This is a genomic window from Enterobacter sp. Li2LvB3, from assembly GCF_056156645.1.
Map to the genome: position 1 here is coordinate 1 of NZ_JBSICG010000033.1, position 17,280 is coordinate 17,280.

General features: G+C 56.6%; 15 protein-coding genes. 9 read left to right on the top strand and 6 right to left on the bottom strand.

From position 1 onward, the window contains the following. Nucleotides 1-15 precede the first annotated feature (15 nt). Both yiiM and sodA read right to left on the bottom strand, forming a co-directional pair. Nucleotides 16-690, bottom strand: coding sequence for a 6-hydroxyaminopurine reductase (gene yiiM, locus ACS603_RS21310; protein ID WP_182063008.1), 675 nt, complete (start codon nucleotides 688-690; stop codon nucleotides 16-18). 195 nt (nucleotides 691-885) lie between these two features. After that, complete coding sequence (sodA, locus tag ACS603_RS21315; RefSeq protein WP_182063009.1) at nucleotides 886-1,506, bottom strand: superoxide dismutase [Mn]; 621 nt, start codon at nucleotides 1,504-1,506, stop codon at nucleotides 886-888. A 290-nt stretch (nucleotides 1,507-1,796) separates the two neighbouring features. Between sodA and rhaT the strand changes: the two genes are divergently transcribed. Continuing rightward, nucleotides 1,797-2,831, top strand: a complete 1,035-nt coding sequence (gene rhaT / locus ACS603_RS21320; protein ID WP_474944906.1) for an L-rhamnose/proton symporter RhaT — start codon at nucleotides 1,797-1,799, stop codon at nucleotides 2,829-2,831. Here rhaT and rhaR read toward each other — a convergent pair whose 3' ends face one another. Together rhaR and rhaS (ACS603_RS21330) are read right to left on the bottom strand one after the other, a co-directional pair. Next, nucleotides 2,832-3,680, bottom strand: coding sequence for an HTH-type transcriptional activator RhaR (rhaR, locus tag ACS603_RS21325; RefSeq protein WP_474944907.1), 849 nt, complete (start codon nucleotides 3,678-3,680; stop codon nucleotides 2,832-2,834). Nucleotides 3,681-3,753: 73 nt separating this feature from the next. After that, complete coding sequence (gene rhaS, locus ACS603_RS21330) at nucleotides 3,754-4,590, bottom strand: HTH-type transcriptional activator RhaS (protein WP_474944908.1); 837 nt, start codon at nucleotides 4,588-4,590, stop codon at nucleotides 3,754-3,756. 301 nt (nucleotides 4,591-4,891) lie between these two features. On the opposite strand from rhaS (ACS603_RS21330), the gene rhaB reads away from it, so the two are divergent. The 8 genes from rhaB to rhaM all read left to right on the top strand — a co-directional run bounded on the left by rhaB (nucleotide 4,892) and on the right by rhaM (nucleotide 13,830). Beyond that, a complete protein-coding gene (gene rhaB / locus ACS603_RS21335; protein ID WP_182063013.1) occupies nucleotides 4,892-6,361 on the top strand; it encodes a rhamnulokinase in 1,470 nt (489 codons plus the stop codon). Then, entirely contained in the window at nucleotides 6,358-7,617 is a 1,260-nt protein-coding gene (rhaA, locus tag ACS603_RS21340; RefSeq protein ID WP_182063014.1) for an L-rhamnose isomerase, read from the top strand. Before rhaB ends, rhaA begins: the two co-directional genes overlap by 4 nt. 152 nt (nucleotides 7,618-7,769) lie before the next feature. Further along, a complete protein-coding gene (gene rhaS / locus ACS603_RS21345; RefSeq protein WP_474944909.1) occupies nucleotides 7,770-8,756 on the top strand; it encodes a rhamnose ABC transporter substrate-binding protein in 987 nt (328 codons plus the stop codon). 48 nt (nucleotides 8,757-8,804) lie between these two features. Beyond that, the gene (locus ACS603_RS21350; RefSeq protein ID WP_474944910.1) at nucleotides 8,805-10,307 is read left to right on the top strand and encodes a sugar ABC transporter ATP-binding protein; all 1,503 of its coding nucleotides are present in this window, start codon (nucleotides 8,805-8,807) and stop codon (nucleotides 10,305-10,307) included. Then, complete coding sequence (locus ACS603_RS21355) at nucleotides 10,307-11,311, top strand: ABC transporter permease (protein WP_182063016.1); 1,005 nt, start codon at nucleotides 10,307-10,309, stop codon at nucleotides 11,309-11,311. The genes ACS603_RS21350 and ACS603_RS21355 overlap by 1 nt, the downstream gene beginning before the upstream one ends. Beyond that, entirely contained in the window at nucleotides 11,308-12,312 is a 1,005-nt protein-coding gene (locus ACS603_RS21360; RefSeq protein ID WP_182063017.1) for an ABC transporter permease, read from the top strand. Before ACS603_RS21355 ends, ACS603_RS21360 begins: the two co-directional genes overlap by 4 nt. A gap of 58 nt (nucleotides 12,313-12,370) precedes the next feature. Beyond that, on the top strand, nucleotides 12,371-13,519 hold the full coding sequence (fucO, locus tag ACS603_RS21365) for a lactaldehyde reductase (protein WP_182063018.1): 1,149 nt from the start codon (nucleotides 12,371-12,373) through the stop codon (nucleotides 13,517-13,519). Continuing rightward, the gene (gene rhaM, locus ACS603_RS21370) at nucleotides 13,516-13,830 is read left to right on the top strand and encodes an L-rhamnose mutarotase (protein WP_182063019.1); all 315 of its coding nucleotides are present in this window, start codon (nucleotides 13,516-13,518) and stop codon (nucleotides 13,828-13,830) included. Before fucO ends, rhaM begins: the two co-directional genes overlap by 4 nt. Here rhaM and ACS603_RS21375 read toward each other — a convergent pair. Both ACS603_RS21375 and ACS603_RS21380 read right to left on the bottom strand, forming a co-directional pair. Next, a complete protein-coding gene (locus ACS603_RS21375) occupies nucleotides 13,818-15,095 on the bottom strand; it encodes an oligosaccharide MFS transporter (protein ID WP_474944911.1) in 1,278 nt (425 codons plus the stop codon). The genes rhaM and ACS603_RS21375 overlap by 13 nt on opposite strands. A gap of 44 nt (nucleotides 15,096-15,139) precedes the next feature. Continuing rightward, the gene (locus tag ACS603_RS21380; protein ID WP_474944912.1) at nucleotides 15,140-17,263 is read right to left on the bottom strand and encodes an alpha-galactosidase; all 2,124 of its coding nucleotides are present in this window, start codon (nucleotides 17,261-17,263) and stop codon (nucleotides 15,140-15,142) included. Nucleotides 17,264-17,280: the final 17 nt, after the last annotated feature.

Consider the following 17,280-nt stretch of genomic DNA (forward strand, 5'->3'; position numbering starts at 1 on the left):
CGGGGTGAGGGGCTGTTATTTCCCCCACAATCTCCGCGAATTATCCTCGATCTCACCGCTAATGCGGCGCTTCTGCATCGTTCTTGTCCAGCTGGTCGATAACCCCGCCGCCGACAGCAGGCGATGATACTGTTCATCGTCAAACGGCATATGCCAGGCAATCGCACAGGCGTCGTACACCGAGACATCACTCAGGCGTGACGCCAGCTCCAGCGGCGCGTCCGCAGAAACCTGCCCTGCCAGTACCACGCGGTACAGCCAGCCGGTTTTACCCGCCGTTTGCAGACGGGCCGACATATCACTGATACCGAAATGATAATTAAGTTTGAAGCACGGCGAGCGCGGTTGCGTCACCTGAATCAGGGCATCTCCCCAACGGAAAATATCACCGATAAAGACGTTATTCTCGGTCAACCCTTCGGTCGAGAGGTTCTCGCCAAACGCCGGCGCCACAAACAGGTCTGCCTGTTCAGGGAATGCGGTGATCCAGTGCTGATAGTGTTCGCGCGGGTAGTGGCACAGCGCGCGCTCAGGCCCGCCGTGGATTTTCTTTTCGGCCTGCTCGTCGCCCGCCAGCCCGACATCGGTTAACGTCAGTTCTCCGTCAACCTGTACTTTGGCGATGGCGCTCGGGCGGCTGCCATCGTAATCCCTTACCTTGCCTGTAAATACATTCACCGGGTAGTGCATCCTGGCTCCTTTATATGCCCTAAATAATTCGAGTTGCAGGAAGGCGGCAAGGGAGTGAATCCCCAGGAGCTTACTCAAGTAAGTGACTGGGGTGAGCGAGCGCAGCCAACGCACCTGCAACGTGGAGTATGACGGGTATACAGATACAAAAAAAGCGAGTCATAAGACTCGCTTCTCACAGGCGTCAATGCAACCTTATTTTTTAGCGGCGAAACGCGCTGCTGCTTCGTCCCAGTTAACCACATCCCAGAATGCTTTGATGTAGTCAGGGCGACGGTTCTGGAATTTCAGGTAGTAAGCGTGTTCCCACACGTCCAGGCCCACGATTGGGAAGCCGGATGCGCCAGAAATTGCTTCACCCATCAGCGGGGAGTCCTGGTTTGCGGTAGAGACAACAGCCAGTTTGTCGCCTTTCAGTACCAGCCACGCCCAGCCTGAGCCGAAACGGGTAGCCGCAGCTTTTTCAAACTCAGCTTTGAAGTTGTCTACAGAGCCGAAATCGCGCTCGATAGCCGCTTTCAGGTCGCCCTGCAGGGTAGTGCCGGTTTTCAGGCCTTTCCAGAACAGGCTGTGGTTAGCGTGACCACCTGCGTTGTTACGCAGAACGGTTTTCTTGTCAGCTGGCAGCTGGTCAAGTTTGGTGATCAGCTCTTCAGCAGACAGGTTTGCGAATTCTGGCAGGCTTTCCAGCGCTGCGTTCGCGTTGTTCACATAAGCCTGGTGATGTTTAGTGTGATGGATTTCCATCGTCTGCTTGTCGAAATGCGGTTCCAGTGCGTCGTAGGCATACGGCAGGGATGGCAGTGTGTAACTCATAATCCTCTCCATTAGTGTCGGGCGGCACAGCTGTTAATGCCGCGTAAGCAGTTGGTTCATTATAGTTAATTAAATGATATTGAAAATGATTATCAATGCCGTAGTTTTTATAAGGTTATTCGTCTTTCGCAACAATCACGAAATTGTGAGTCTGCTCACGCGGTTAACGCGTTAATTGCCATTTAAAACCAAATTGCGGCAACCTTCTGAAGGTTCCCAATCCGCCTAATTTTTACACTCATCAAGTCGGCGGGAAGCCTCCGACATATAAAAACGATGAGGATGTAAAAATGAATCATGCGATTACGATGGGTATTTTCTGGCATCTGATAGGCGCAGCCAGTGCGGCCTGTTTCTATGCCCCGTTTAAAAAGGTTAAACACTGGTCGTGGGAAACCATGTGGTCCGTTGGGGGTACCGTCTCGTGGCTTATCCTGCCCTGGACCATCAGCGCTGTGCTGTTGCCCGATTTCTGGGCTTACTACTCTTCTTTTAACGCCTCCACGCTGCTGCCGGTGTTTCTGTTCGGTGCGATGTGGGGTATCGGTAACATCAACTATGGCCTGACCATGCGCTACCTCGGCATGTCGATGGGCATTGGTATTGCCATCGGTATTACGTTGATTGTCGGTACGCTGATGACGCCGATCCTCAATGGCAACTTCAATGTGCTGATCCACACTCAGGGCGGGCAGATGACGCTGCTTGGCGTGCTGGTTGCGGTGATTGGCGTGGCTATCGTGACCCGCGCAGGCCAGCTCAAAGAGCGCAAAATGGGCATTAAGGCCGAAGACTTCAACCTGAAGAAAGGTCTGGTGCTGGCGGTGATGTGCGGCATTTTTTCGGCCGGTATGTCCTTTGCGATGAACGCCGCCAAACCGATGCATGAAGCCGCTGCCGCGTTGGGCGTAGACCCGCTGTACGTTGCGCTGCCAAGCTACGTGGTGATTATGGGCGGCGGCGCGCTGGTGAACCTGGGCTTCTGCTTCATTCGTCTGGCAAAAGTGAAGAACTTGTCGGTAAAAGCAGACTTCTCTCTGGCAAAACCGTTGATCATCACCAACGTGCTGCTCTCTGCTCTCGGCGGCCTGATGTGGTATTTGCAGTTCTTCTTCTACGCCTGGGGTCACGCCAGTATTCCGGCGCAGTATGACTACATGAGCTGGATGCTGCACATGAGCTTCTACGTGCTGTGCGGCGGGTTAGTGGGTTTGATCCTGAAGGAGTGGAACAATGCCGGGCGTCGTCCGGTGGGCGTACTGAGCCTGGGCTGCGTGGTGATTATTATCGCCGCCAACATCGTTGGCCTCGGCATGGCGAACTGATTACGCCGCCTTTCGACTGCGATGACGCCACTGAACCGGCGTCATCCCCACCTCGCGGTTAAACACCACCGAAAAGTAGTTACTGTCCTCAAAGCCACAGCGCATCGCCACTTCACTGACCATCAGCTCCGTATGCTGTAGCAGATACTGAGCATGACAGATGCGCAGCTGGCGCAGATAGTGGTTCACCGTCATTCCTGTCTGAGTACGAAACTGCTGGCGCAGCGCGCGCTCGCTGCACTGCTCCTGTTCGCAAAACTTCTCCAGCACGAAGCTCTTGTTCAGGCTGCCCGCAAGGGTGGTAATGAGCTTGTCCAGCAGCGCTTCCTGTTCACTCGCGGAGGGGTTATCGGTGGCGTAGCGATAGCGTTTAAGCGTCATGACCAGCTGTGCGAAAAGCAGTTCCGCCATCGGGTTGGCAAGCGGGTCGGCCTTCTGGCTCTCCTGTTCAAGCAGGGAAATCACCTGGCGCACCTGGGTCATGCCGTTGCTGCTTAAACGCCAGTGCGGCGTGCTGCTGGCATCGTTAAACCCCGGGATATGCGCGGCCCAGTCGACGTTGAGCTTGAGTCTGTCCGGGCAATAAATCACGTTCTGCAACACCAGATCGTTTACCGAGGCGTAGGAGTGTTTGTCTTCGGCGCGGATATAAAACAGGTCACCGCGAGTAATACGGTAAGGCCGGTCGTTGAGAACGTGTAAGCCGTTTCCCCGCCACACCAGCACCAGCTCACAAAACTCATGCGTGTGTTCGGCAAAAACATTTTGCGGATAGCGATCGGCCACCGCAACGGACTGGCCGGCGGAGGCAAAGAAATCATTTTTGCGAAGGATTAACTGAGCAGCCACACCACAACCTCAACGGCGAATAACCTGACATTATTAGCTTTTTTGCGGCAAGAAAACGGTGACTGCCCTCGCGTTACTGGAGTGATGCGTCCTTACCCTGGCGAATATCGCGCGGCGACCAGTTAAATTCCCGGCGAAACAAGGTCGAAAAATGGTTACTGTCGCCGAAACCGCAGCGATAGGCGATATCCGTAACGCTTTCGTCAGTATGGCGCAGCAGGTGGCGCGCTTTGATCAGGCGCAGGCGGTTGAGATAACGCTGCGGTGTGAGTCCGGTGTGATGTTTGAGCTGACGATGCAGGGTGCGTAGCGATAACGAGAAATCATCCGCCAGCGTTTCCCAGCGGATATCCTCGGCAAAGTGGTCTTCCAGCCAGGCCATCAGTTGATTCAGCCGCGCGTCGTTATTCTCCAGCCCTTCCACCAGGCTACTGCGGCGCAGCAGTACCAGTAACTGCATAAACAGCAGCTCGCGGGTGGCGATGACATGCGTCTCGTGCCCGTCTTCACTCTTTTCCATCTGATTAACCAGCAGGCGCACCTGTTGCAGCGTGGCCTGATTCACCCGCCAGTGCGACGGATAATGCCCGTCCTTCTCCTGCGGCAGCAGCTGGTTAAGCCCCGAAAGAAACTGAAACGCATCCGGTGACCGGTAAAGCACATTGGTCAGACACAGGTTGTCCGTATGTTCATACAAATGTCTGTCGTGGTCACGCACAAAGCACACCGTACCGCCGCTGATAGTGTACGGCTGGCCGTTAAACACGTGGATCCCCGTACCGTGTTCAACAATCACAATTTCATGGAAATCATGGTAATGCTCCGGAAATGCAGCCTGTGGGAGCCGTGGTTCAATCGCAACAGGCGAACCTCCCGAAGGAAAAAAATCCACGCTGTATAGTACGGTCATAGCAGCCCCCACCGATGAGAAATGTTCTCAAAATAGTAATTAAGGCTCTTCAGACTCACCTTAAATTTTCGGCAGCAAACCTCGCAAAAGCTGCCCGTTTTTCAAGAAACAGATGGAAAGATCAGGAAATGCGGCAAGCGTCACATTGCCTGCAAAGCCCGCCATTACTGGAAACTGTGAACTCCCTCACGTTCATCTTTGCTTTCTTGCCAGCCCCGGTTTTCGCCTGTCAGTAACGAGAAGGTGACTTTTTCTTCCCTTTCTTACACTCATCCCCAATGACTTAAAGAGGGACCCGAACATGACATTTCGCCATTGTGTGGCAGTCGATTTAGGCGCATCCAGCGGCCGCGTAATGCTGGCCACGTATGACTGTACCCAGCGCACACTTTCGCTTCGTGAAATGCACCGCTTTGTTAACTGCCTGCAAAAACAGGATGGTTTTGACACCTGGGATATTGATGGCCTGGAGGCCGAAATCCGCATCGGGCTGACGAAAGTCTGCGATGACGGGATCCGTATCGATAGCATCGGTATTGATACCTGGGGCGTGGATTATGTGTTGCTTGGTCACAACGGCGAGCGCGTTGGCCTGCCTGTTTCGTATCGCGACAGTCGTACCGATGGTGTAATGATGCAGGCCATCGAACAACTCGGCATGGCGAATATCTATGGCCGCTCAGGCATTCAGTTCCTCCCTTTCAATACGCTCTACCAGCTGCGCGCCCTGGTCGACACACAGCCGGAGCTGGTGACGAATGTCGCCCATGCCTTGTTGATCCCGGATTACTTCAGCTACCGCCTGACCGGCAACATGAACTGGGAATACACCAACGCCACCACGACTCAGCTGGTCAACATCAATTCCGATAACTGGGACGAACATCTGCTGAACTGGACGGGCGCATCCGCTTCCTGGTTCGGCACGCCAACCCATCCCGGTAATGTGATCGGTCAGTGGATATGCCCGCAGGGCAATGAAATCCCGGTGGTGGCCGTTGCGAGCCACGATACCGCAAGCGCGGTGATTGCCTCGCCGCTCGCCAGTAAAGACGCAGCCTACCTCTCTTCCGGCACCTGGTCGCTGATGGGCTTTGAGAGCAAAACGCCGTACACCAGCACCGCCGCTCTGGTGGCAAACATCACCAATGAAGGCGGTGCGGAAGGCCGTTATCGGGTGCTGAAAAACATCATGGGTTTGTGGCTGCTTCAGCGCGTGCTGAAAGAGCAAAGCATTACCGACCTGCCGCGCCTCATCGCCGATACCGGAGCACTGGCTGCATGTCGCTTCCTGATTAACCCGAACGATGACCGTTTTATTAACCCGGCGCACATGAGCGCGGAGATCCAGGCCGCCTGCTTTGAGGCCGGACATTCCGTGCCATCCAGCCCCGCTGAGCTGGCGCGCTGCATATTCGACAGCCTGGCGCTGCTGTATGCCGATGTGCTGAGCGAGCTGGAAGCCCTTCGCGGTAAGCCATTCAGCCAGTTACACATCGTGGGCGGTGGCTGCCAGAACCAGCTTCTGAACCAGCTTTGCGCCGATGCCTGCGGTATCACCGTGGTGGCAGGCCCTGTTGAAGCCTCCACGCTCGGCAATATCGGCATTCAGCTGATGACGCTGGATGAGCTTTCAAACGTTGACGATTTCCGCTCGGTGGTGACAGCGAACTACAGCCTGACCACCTTCACACCCAATCCCTGCAATGAAATTGCCCGCTACCGGGCCCAGTTTCAGCAAAAACGACTGACTAAGGAGCTTTGCGCATGACCACTCAACTTGAACAAGCCTGGGACCTGGCTAAACAGCGTTTCGCCGCCGTTGGCGTGGATGTCGAAGAGGCGCTGAGCCAGCTCGACCGTCTGCCGGTGTCCATGCACTGCTGGCAGGGCGATGACGTCGCCGGTTTCGAAAACCCGGGCGGTTCCCTGACGGGGGGCATTCAGGCGACCGGTAACTATCCGGGCAAAGCGCGTAACGCGACCGAACTGCGTGCCGATCTGGAACTGGCACTAAGCCTGATCCCGGGGCCAAAACGCCTGAACCTTCATGCGATTTACCTCGAATCAAGCGAGCCAGTTGCGCGTAACGAGATCAAACCAGAACACTTTAAGAACTGGGTTGAGTGGGCGAAAGCCAACAAACTGGGGCTGGACTTTAACCCGTCCTGCTTCTCTCACCCGCTGAGCGCCGACGGTTTTACCCTCGCCCATGCGGATGACGAAATTCGTCAGTTCTGGATCGACCACGTGAAGGCCTGCCGCCGCGTCTCGGCCTGGTTCGGCGAACAGCTTGGCACGCCATCGGTGATGAACATCTGGATCCCGGACGGCATGAAAGATATCACCGTTGACCGTCTGGCCCCGCGTCAGCGTCTGCTGGCCGCACTGGATGAGGCTATCAGCGAAAAACTGAACCCGGCGCACCACATCGACGCCGTAGAGAGCAAGCTGTTCGGCATTGGCGCTGAAAGTTACACCGTGGGCTCTAACGAGTTCTACATGGGTTACGCCACCAGCCGCCAGACCGCGCTGTGCCTGGACGCCGGTCACTTCCATCCAACAGAGGTGATCTCCGACAAAATTTCCGCCGCCATGCTCTACGTGCCGCGCCTGCTGCTGCATGTGAGCCGCCCGGTACGCTGGGACAGCGACCACGTCGTGCTGCTGGATGACGAAACGCAGGCCATCGCCAGCGAAATCATTCGCCACGACCTGTTCGACCGCGTGCACATTGGCCTCGACTTCTTCGATGCCTCCATCAACCGCATCGCGGCATGGGTTATCGGCACCCGCAACATGAAGAAAGCGCTGCTGCGGGCGCTGCTGGAACCGACCGATGCACTCAAACAGTTGGAAGCTAACGGCGATTACACCGCCCGTCTGGCCCTGCTGGAAGAGCAGAAATCCCTGCCATGGCAGGCGGTCTGGGAAATGTATTGCCAGCGTAACGATGCTCCGGCAGGCAGCCAGTGGCTGGACAACGTGCGGGCGTATGAGAAAGAGATTCTGAGCAAACGTGGATAAGTAATCCCGGCAAGAACCGACTGCATCAGGTACACGCCCGGTGCAGTCGGCGTTAGATCTGTACCAATAAAAACATCGCGTCCCGCTAATTCAGACGGGACGAAAACCACCTGCAATCCCTACAACTAACTCAAGTCAGTGGAGTAAAAGCAATGAAAATAAAGACAAGCTTGATCCTCACCGTTGCCGCTCTGGCGTTGTCCGGTTCCGCTTTAGCAGAAGTCAAAATCGCCCTGGTGGCGAAATCATTAGGAAATGGATTCTTCGAGGCAGCGAACGTTGGCGCACAGGAGGCAGCCAAAGAGTTAGGTGATGTAAAAGTCATTTATACCGGCCCAACCACAACCACCGCTGAAGCGCAGATCGAAGTGCTGAACGGGCTGATCGCCCAGGGCGTTGATGCGATCGCGATTTCAGCGAACGATCCTGACGCTCTGGTTCCGGTGCTGAAGAAAGCGATGCAGCGTGGGATCAAAGTCGTTTCCTGGGATTCCGGCGTGGCAAAAGCCGGGCGTCAAATCCACCTGAACCCGTCCAACAACGCCCTGATTGGCGAAACCAACGTCAAGCTCGCTGCCGATGCGCTAAAAGCGCTGAACGTGGAGAAAGGCGAAGTAGCCGTGCTGAGCGCCACGCCAACCTCCACCAACCAGAACACCTGGATTGTGGAGATGAAAAAGGTGCTGCCGCAGTACCCGTCCGTCAATCTGGTGACCGTGGCGTACGGCGACGATCTCTCTGACAAGAGCTACCGCGAAGCGGTCGGTCTGCTGAAAACCTACCCGGACCTGAAAGTGATCGTTTCGCCATCGTCTGTCGGCATTGTGGCCGCAGCCCAGGCGGTCAAAGACCAGGGCAAGATTGGCAAAGTGTACGTCACGGGATTAGGGCTGCCGTCTGAAATGGCGGGCGCGGTGAAATCTGGTGCCAGCAAGAGCTTTGCTATCTGGAACCCCATCGATCTGGGCTACGCCGCAACCTATTTAGCAGATGACCTGGTGAAAGGTACGGCAACGAAAGACGAAGCCAGCATGGGTAAACTGGGCAAAGTGAAGCTGGATGCCGACGGTAACGGGGCGATGGCTGAGCCGTTCGTCTACGATGCCAGCAATATTGATAAGTTCTCGAAGATCTTTTGATCCTTTCCCCCTCTCCCGAGGGGAGAGGGAATACTATGGAGAACTATCATGACCCCATTGCTACAGCTTTCCGGCATCACCAAGGTTTTCCCGGGGGTGCGTGCCCTTGAGAACGTCCAGCTTGAGCTCTGGCCCGGCAAAGTCACCGCCCTTATTGGTGAAAACGGTGCGGGCAAGTCGACGCTGGTCAAAGTGATGACCGGCATTTACCAGCCTGAAGAGGGCGAGATCCTCTATAAGGCGATCCCTATTCAGCTCCCGACGCCGGAATCGGCGCACAAGGTTGGTATCACCGCCATTCATCAGGAAACCGTCCTGTTCGATGAACTGTCGGTCACCGAAAATATTTTCGTCGGGCAATACCTCTACAAAGGCTTTTTCAAAAAGCTCGACTGGCCAGAGATGCACCGCCGGGCGCAGGCCATCCTCACCCGCCTGGAAGTACAAATCGACCCACGCGCCACGCTGAAAACCCTGAGCATCGCCCAGCGTCATATGGTGGCGATTGCCCGTGCGCTGTCGTTTGAGGCGCAGGTCGTTATTCTCGACGAACCCACGGCAGCCCTGTCGCAACACGAAATCCTCGAGTTTTACCAAATCGTTGAACGCTTAAAGCAGGAAGGCAAAGCCATCCTGTTTATTTCGCACAAGTTCGACGAGATCTTTGAGCTTGCCGACCACTACACCATTTTGCGCGACGGCGTCTTTGTGGGTGCCGGGGCGATGAGCGAGATAACCGAAGAGCGGATGGTGTCGATGATGGTCGGGCGCGCCATTACCCAGACCTTCCCGAAAGTCGACTGCGAAAAAGGTGCAATGGTGCTGGAGGTGAAAGACCTGTGCCACCCGACCGAATTCGCCAATATCACTTTTTCCCTGCGTAAAGGGGAAATTCTTGGCTTCTATGGGCTGGTGGGCGCCGGGCGTACCGAACTGATGCAGGCACTTTCTGGCGTCACGCGGCCGTCGTCCGGGGAAATTGTTCTGAACGGCCACGCACAGCACTTTCGCCAGCCTGCCGATGCCATCAAAGCCGGTATCGTCTGCGTGCCGGAAGAGCGTCAGAAACAGGGCGCCATTATCGAACTGCCTATTGCGCAGAACATCAGCCTGCCGCAGCTCAGCAAGCTCAACCCGAATGGTGTGCTGGACGATGACCGTGAATGGCAGCTTGCAGACGAGTATGCAAAGCGTTTGCAGGTCAAAGCCTTTAGCTGGAAGCAGGCGGTTGAAACTCTCTCAGGCGGTAACCAACAAAAAGTAGTGATCGGCAAATGGCTGGCCACGCATCCTGACGTGATCATCCTCGATGAGCCAACAAAAGGCATTGATATCGGCTCAAAAGCAGCGGTTCATCAATTTATGTCCGAACTGGTTGGGCAGGGCCTGGCGGTGATTATGGTGTCGTCAGAGCTGCCGGAAGTGATGGGCATGGCGGACAGGATAATCGTCATGCACGAAGGGCTGATGGTCGCGGAATATCAGGCGGGCGCTGCCACGGCGGAAACCATCGTTAGCGCCGCCAGCGGTGCAAAACAGGAGGCGGCATAATGTTGAACCAACTCCTTAAACACCGTGAAGCCCTGCTGGGGGCGGTCATTATTCTGATGGTGATTGCCATTGGCAGCCGCGTGCCGTCCTTTATCGCGCCGGGTAACCTGGTGGAGATATTTAACGATACCTCCATTCTGGTAATCCTCGCACTTGGACAAATGATGGTGCTGCTGACCAAAGGCATTGATTTGTCGATGGCGGCGAACCTTGCGTTGACCGGGATGATTGTCGCGCTGATTAACTTCCATTACCCGGATGTTCCCGTCTGGACACTGCTAATCCTCGCCACCGCGCTTGGCCTGCTGATGGGCGTCATTAACGGCCTGCTGGTGTGGAAGCTGGGCATTCCGGCGATTGTCGTGACGCTGGGCACCATGAGCATTTACCGCGGGATAATCTTTTTGCTCTCCGGCGGCGGTTGGGTCAACTCTAACCAGATGGGGGCGGATTTTCTCGGTCTGCCGCGCGCCTCGGTGCTGGGGCTGCCGGTGCTGAGCTGGTGCGCCATCGCCGCGGTGCTGCTGGTGGGCTATTTCCTGCGTTACAGCCGTACGGGCCGTGCGCTCTACACCGCAGGCGGTAACGCCACGGCGGCCTACTACACCGGGATCAACGCCGGAAAGATGCAGTTTGTCAGCTTCTGCCTGTCGGGGCTGTTAGCCGGATTCTGCGGCTATCTGTGGATTTCACGCTTTGCGGTGGCTTATGTCGATGTTGCCAACGGCTTTGAGTTACAGGTAGTGGCGGCGTGCGTCATCGGCGGGATCAGTACCATGGGCGGTACCGGGCGGGTGCTCGGCTGTCTGTTTGGCGCGCTTTTCCTCGGGGTCATCAACAACGCCCTGCCGGTGATTGGCGTCTCTCCGTTCTGGCAAATGGCGATTTCCGGCACGGTTATCGTGATTGCGGTTCTGCTTAACGAGCGCGGCAATAAACGTAAAGGCCGCCTGATCCTGCGTGACGCCGCGCTGGCACGTCAGAAAATGGCGGTGAAATCATGAGCAAAATGATGACCTCTGAAGAGTTCAAAAACGAGCCTGCTCCGGCGGGCATTTTCCAGCGCCTGCTGTGCTGGGAAGGTTTTCTGCTGGCAGTCACGCTGGCGGTGTTTGTGGTGAATGCCCTCGCCTCACCCTATTTCCTCAACATCTGGAACCTCTCGGATGCGACATTCAACTTCACCGAAAAAGCGATCATCGTGCTGCCAATGGCGATGCTGATTATCGCCCGGGAAATTGATCTGTCGGTGGCCTCCACCATTGCACTCAGCTCCACGGTAATGGGCTTTTGCGCGGCAGCTGGCCTGGATACGCCACTGCTGGTGTGCGTGGGATTAGGTGTGGGGCTGCTGTGCGGGTTGTTCAACGGCATCCTGGTGACGCGCTTTAACCTGTCATCCATCGTCATCACCATCGGCACCATGAGCCTGTATCGCGGTATCACTTACATCCTGCTCGGCGATCAGGCGCTGAACAGCTACCCGGATAGCTTCGCCTGGTTAGGGCAAGGCTACGTCTTTGGCGCGCTGTCATTTGAGTTTGCCCTGTTCATCGTGCTCGCGGCGGTGTTTGCCTTTGTGCTGCACCGTACCAACTTCGGCCGCCGCACCTACGCCATCGGGAATAACCCAACCGGCGCGTGGTATTCGGGCATTAACGTCAAACGCCATAACCTGATCCTGTTTGCACTGGTGGGGCTGATGTCCGGCCTGGCTTCGGTGCTGCTGACCTCGCGTCTGGGCAGTACCCGCCCGACGATCGCGATGGGCTGGGAGCTGGCAGTGGTGACGATGGCGGTGCTCGGTGGGGTCAATATTCTGGGCGGATCCGGCAGCATGGTCGGCGTGATTATCGCCGCCTTCCTGATGGGGCTGGTGACCTTTGGCCTGAGCTTGCTTAACGTGCCCGGCATTGTGATGTCGGTGATTATCGGCGCGATGCTGATCGTGGTGATTTCACTGCCCATTATTACGCGCCGGATTATGCAGCGAAGACGGATCTAATTGCCGGGTGGCACTGCGCCACCTGGCATAAAAATCACAGTAATTAAGGAGAATTATCATGAGCTTTATGTTGGCACTTCCAAAAATCAGCCTGCACGGCGCGGGTGCGATCGGCGATATGGTGAATCTGGTGGCAAACAAACAGTGGGGTAAAGCGCTGGTCGTCACCGATGGTCAGCTGGTGAAACTCGGCCTGCTGGACAGCCTGTTCGCCGCGCTGGACGCCCATCAGATGTCATACCATCTGTTTGATGAGGTATTCCCGAACCCGACGGAAGCCCTGGTGCAGAAAGGTTTTGCAGCTTACCAGAGCGCGGAGTGTGATTACGTCATCGCCTTCGGCGGTGGCAGCCCGATTGATACCGCCAAAGCCATCAAGATCCTCACCGCCAACCCTGGCCCGTCAACCGCTTATTCTGGTGTGGGCAAGGTGAAAAACGCGGGCGTGCCGCTGGTGGCGATTAACACCACCGCAGGCACGGCGGCAGAGATGACCAGCAACGCGGTCATCATCGATTCCGCGCGCCAGGTGAAAGAGGTGATCATCGACCCGAACATCATCCCGGATATCGCCGTGGACGATGCCAGCGTAATGCTCGATATTCCTGCGTCCGTCACCGCCGCTACCGGTATGGATGCATTAACCCACGCTATTGAAGCCTATGTCTCCGTTGGCGCTCACCCACTGACCGATGCCAATGCGCTGGAAGCCATTCGCCTGATCAACCTGTGGCTGCCAAAAGCGGTCGACGATGGCCATAACCTGGAAGCGCGCGAGCAAATGGCGTTTGGTCAGTATCTGGCGGGTATGGCGTTCAACAGTGCGGGTCTGGGGCTGGTACATGCCCTTGCACACCAGCCGGGCGCAACCCACAACCTGCCGCACGGCGTGTGCAATGCCATCCTGCTGCCGATCATCGAAAACTTTAACCGCCCTCACGCTGTCGCGCGCTTCGCCCGTGTGGCGCAGGCGATGGGCGTCGACACGCGCGGCATGAGCGATGAAGCGGCAAGCCAGTCAGCCATCCAGGCAATCCGCGACCTGAGCATCCGGGTTGGCATCCCGTCTGGTTTCAGCCAGCTTGGCGTGACCAAAGCGGATATCGAAGGCTGGCTGGATAAAGCCCTCGCCGACCCTTGTGCGCCATGCAACCCACGCACCGCCAGCCGCGATGAAGTCCGCGAGCTGTATCTGGAGGCATTATGATCCGCAAAGCCTTTGTGATGCAGGTAAACCCGGACGCGCACGAAGAGTACCAGCGTCGCCATAACCCCATCTGGCCTGAGCTGGAAGCCACGCTGAAAAGCCACGGCGCGCACCACTACGCCATTTATCTCGACAGGGAACGCAATCTGCTGTTTGCAACCGTAGAGATTGAATCGGAAGAGCGCTGGAACGCGGTAGCGAATACCGACGTTTGCCAGCGCTGGTGGAAATTCATGGGTGACGTCATGCCGTCGAACCCGGATAACAGCCCGGTCAGCGCCGGGCTGAAAGAGGTATTTTACCTGGCCTGATCGGGTAACGCTGCCGCGCCCGCGGCAGCGGCAATCTCCTGCCGGCTGCTCAGCGTAAATGCCGACACCACCGTAATCGCCAGCACAAAACAGCCCAGCATCAGGTAAGTATCCTGGAAACCGATCCGGTCATACATATTCCCGGCAAAGGCGGAGAGGAAAATGGCCGCCGACTGTTTCGCAAACTGAAAGCCAATCAGGTAGATAGTGGCCGACAGGCGAGTATCAAACACCCCGGTGATGTATTTGAATGCCCCCACCAACAGGAACGGCACTTCCAGCGCGTGCAGCATCTTCAGGGCAATCACCTCCACGGCGGTGGTGGCAAATGACGATCCGATAATGCGCGTCGCCATAATCAGCCCGGCAATCAGCAGCGTGTTTTTCGCCCCGATGCGGTTAATGACCCACGGCGAACAGAACATGATGATGGCATTACATATTTCCCCTGCCGTGGTGGCAAAACCAAAGGCGCGCGTCCCTTCCTGCGGTGTGGCAAAGAAGGTTTTGAAGAAGGTAGCGAACTGCTGGTCGAACACGTCATACACGCAGGCCACGCCAATCACATACAGGATGAACATCCACATTCTGCGCTGACGGAACAGGTTGAATACGGTTTTGGCGGTGATCTGCGGCTGGTTTGCGCCCAGGGCGTTCATCACCTGCGCCGTCTGGTTGGGCTTCGGCTTCGCGACCACCAGCAGCAGCATCAACAGCAGCGCCGCCCCCGACCCCATCCAGAAGACATACGACGGATCGATGCCGAACAGGATCCCCCCCGTTGAGGCACACAGCCCCCAGCCGAGACAGCCGAACATGCGCGCCTTGCCGTACTCGAAGAAGCTGTTGCGACTCACACGTTCAATGTAAGCCTCAATTGCCCCTGAACCCGCCGAGAAGACAAATCCGATATACAACCCGCCGCTCAACGCACCCAGCCAGATATTGGCTTTAAGCAGTGGCGCAAAGATGAACAGGAAGAACGGCGCGAATAAAAACAGCAGCACCGCGATAATCCACAGCAGATGTTTTTTCAGCCCCAGCTTATCTGAGATAACCCCCAGCACCGGCTGGAAGGCGATAGCCGAAAGCGAAATGCAGGAGAACACAATCCCGGTATGGGTTTTGTTCAGCCCGATGATATCCGACAGCCAGATCGGCAGGAACGGAAAGCAGGTGGCCATAATGAAGAAATAGAGAAAGAAAAACAGCCCGAAGATCCAGAAATTAGGGTTGTCTTTGTGGGTACAGGTTGTTGTGTTCATTATTTTTATCCTCAACGGAGGGCCGGTTACCCGGCCCATCACCCTTACACGCGTTCCACGCCAATCAGAATGGCGGTTTCCGGGTCCAGGATCGGCAGCGCAATCCCCGCCTGCATCAGCCACTCACCGCTCACCGTTTGCGAGTTTTCCATCCACGCCGGTAACTTGCGCATGGTGTGGCCGCCCTCACCCGTTAAACGAATATTCGGGTGATCGAGCAGGGTGATGCGATACTGCGCGCTGGCCTCCAGCCCCGGCATGCGCAGCGGCATCATCAGGGTGTAATCTGGCATCGCGAGCTGGCTGACAATAAACAGCCCCTGCGTTTTGTCTTCGCTCACTATACCCTGCGCCAGGGTGCTGCTGTCCGGCATATCTACCCGCCACTGGATACCGTGATGGATAACCTCGCGCCACTGCTTATGCAGCGCGGCGTAATGGCGATACCCTTCGCGTTCCTGCGCGTCCACGCTGAGTGGATCCAGTTCCAGCCCCATATGGCCAAACAACGCCGTCAGGCCACGAAAGGCTATGCTGTGCTGGCGGAAGGTGGCGTGACATTTATGATGACCGATATGCGCGCCCATCACCTCTGGCGGGAAGAAATAGCTCATGCCCCGCTGAATGGTGTTGCGCTCCAGCGCATCGTTATTATCGGAAGCCCAGAAACGGTGGCTGCGGGTCAACACCTCATAGTCAATGCGTCCGCCGCCGGAGGAACAGGATTCAAATTCAATATGCGGGAAACGCTCGCCCAGCACATCTAACAGACGATAGAACTGGTGCGTTTGTGCATCGGCGGCGGCTTTACCGTTATGCCCGGGCTGCACCAGCTCGCGGTTCATATCCCATTTCACGTAGTCGACCGCATGTTCGCCCAGAAGCCAGCTCATACGTTCGACCAGATAGTCGAAAGCTTCCGGGATATTCAGGTTGAGTACCAGCTGATGACGTCCGGTCGCCTGCTCGTAGCCCGGCAACGCCAGCACCCAGTCGGGATGTGCACGGTAGAGGTCAGAATCAGGGCTAATCATTTCCGGCTCAACCCAGATGCCAAACTCCATGCCGAGTTGTTTCACATGATTGATGACCGGCGTCAGGCCGTTCGGGTATTTTTTCTCGTCCAGATACCAGTCGCCCAGCGCGCGGCGATCATCGTTGCGGCCTTTGAACCAGCCATCGTCGATAATAAAACGCTCGACACCCAACGCCGCCGCTTCGTCGGCCATCCGCATAATGTATTCAGGATCATGGTGGAAATAGATCCCTTCCCAGGTGTTGAGGTGCACCGGGCGCGGTTTGTTTTCCGGGAAGCGGATAATGTTGCTACGCAGGTAGCGGTGGAACTGCTGGCTCATGCCGTTCAGCCCCTGCGCTGAGTAGCTCGCAAACAGGCGCGGCGTCCAGAGCGTTTCCCCTTCGTTAATCGCCATTTCCCCTGGCAGATAGAGCGCTTCGGCCTGGAGATAACGGCGTCCGTCCGTTTTGGCTTCAGCGCGCAGGCGGTGGTTACCGCTCCAGCCCAGATGTACGCCCCAGACGTCACCCTGCATTTCGCTGAAAGACGAGGTGCCTGAGATCAGCGCCGGGAAGTGCTCATGGGATGTTTTTCCGCGGCGGTTTTCTATCACAAAGCTGTTGTGCTCAAGCTTCACGCGGTGCGGCTGAAATTCGTGGATCCAGCGCCCATGAAAGGCCATCACTTCCTGAGCGCGTTCCGCAACCGGCAGCGTCACGGCAAAGCGGTCAACCTGCCAGGGAAGTGCGTGCAGGTTAGTTAAACCATGACGTACCACCAGCACGCCACTGGCATCGAGCGCCAGCTCACTGGTCAGGCGCAGGCCAGCGTGCGCATCTTCTGCCGTCACCGTCAGGGTTTGCCCCTGCAGCTGTACATCAGAGGTCCTGAATACCGGCGAGCCGTCCAGCCCCTGCCGGTGCCCCTCAATCCCGGGCGACCCAAACAAACCGTGGCCCAGCTCCGCCATCAGCGTGACCGGGGAGTCAACATCCAGTCTGCCGTTGGCCACCGGGCGCGACAGACTTGCGGCATCCTGTGGTGAAAAGTGGCTAAGATGTGGCCCCCAGTAGAGAATTTCGGCGAACGGGTGCGTTTTTATCACCACGTCTACCGTCTTGCTTTCGAGTCGTAAAATGAAATCTTGCATCAGACATCTCCTGTCAT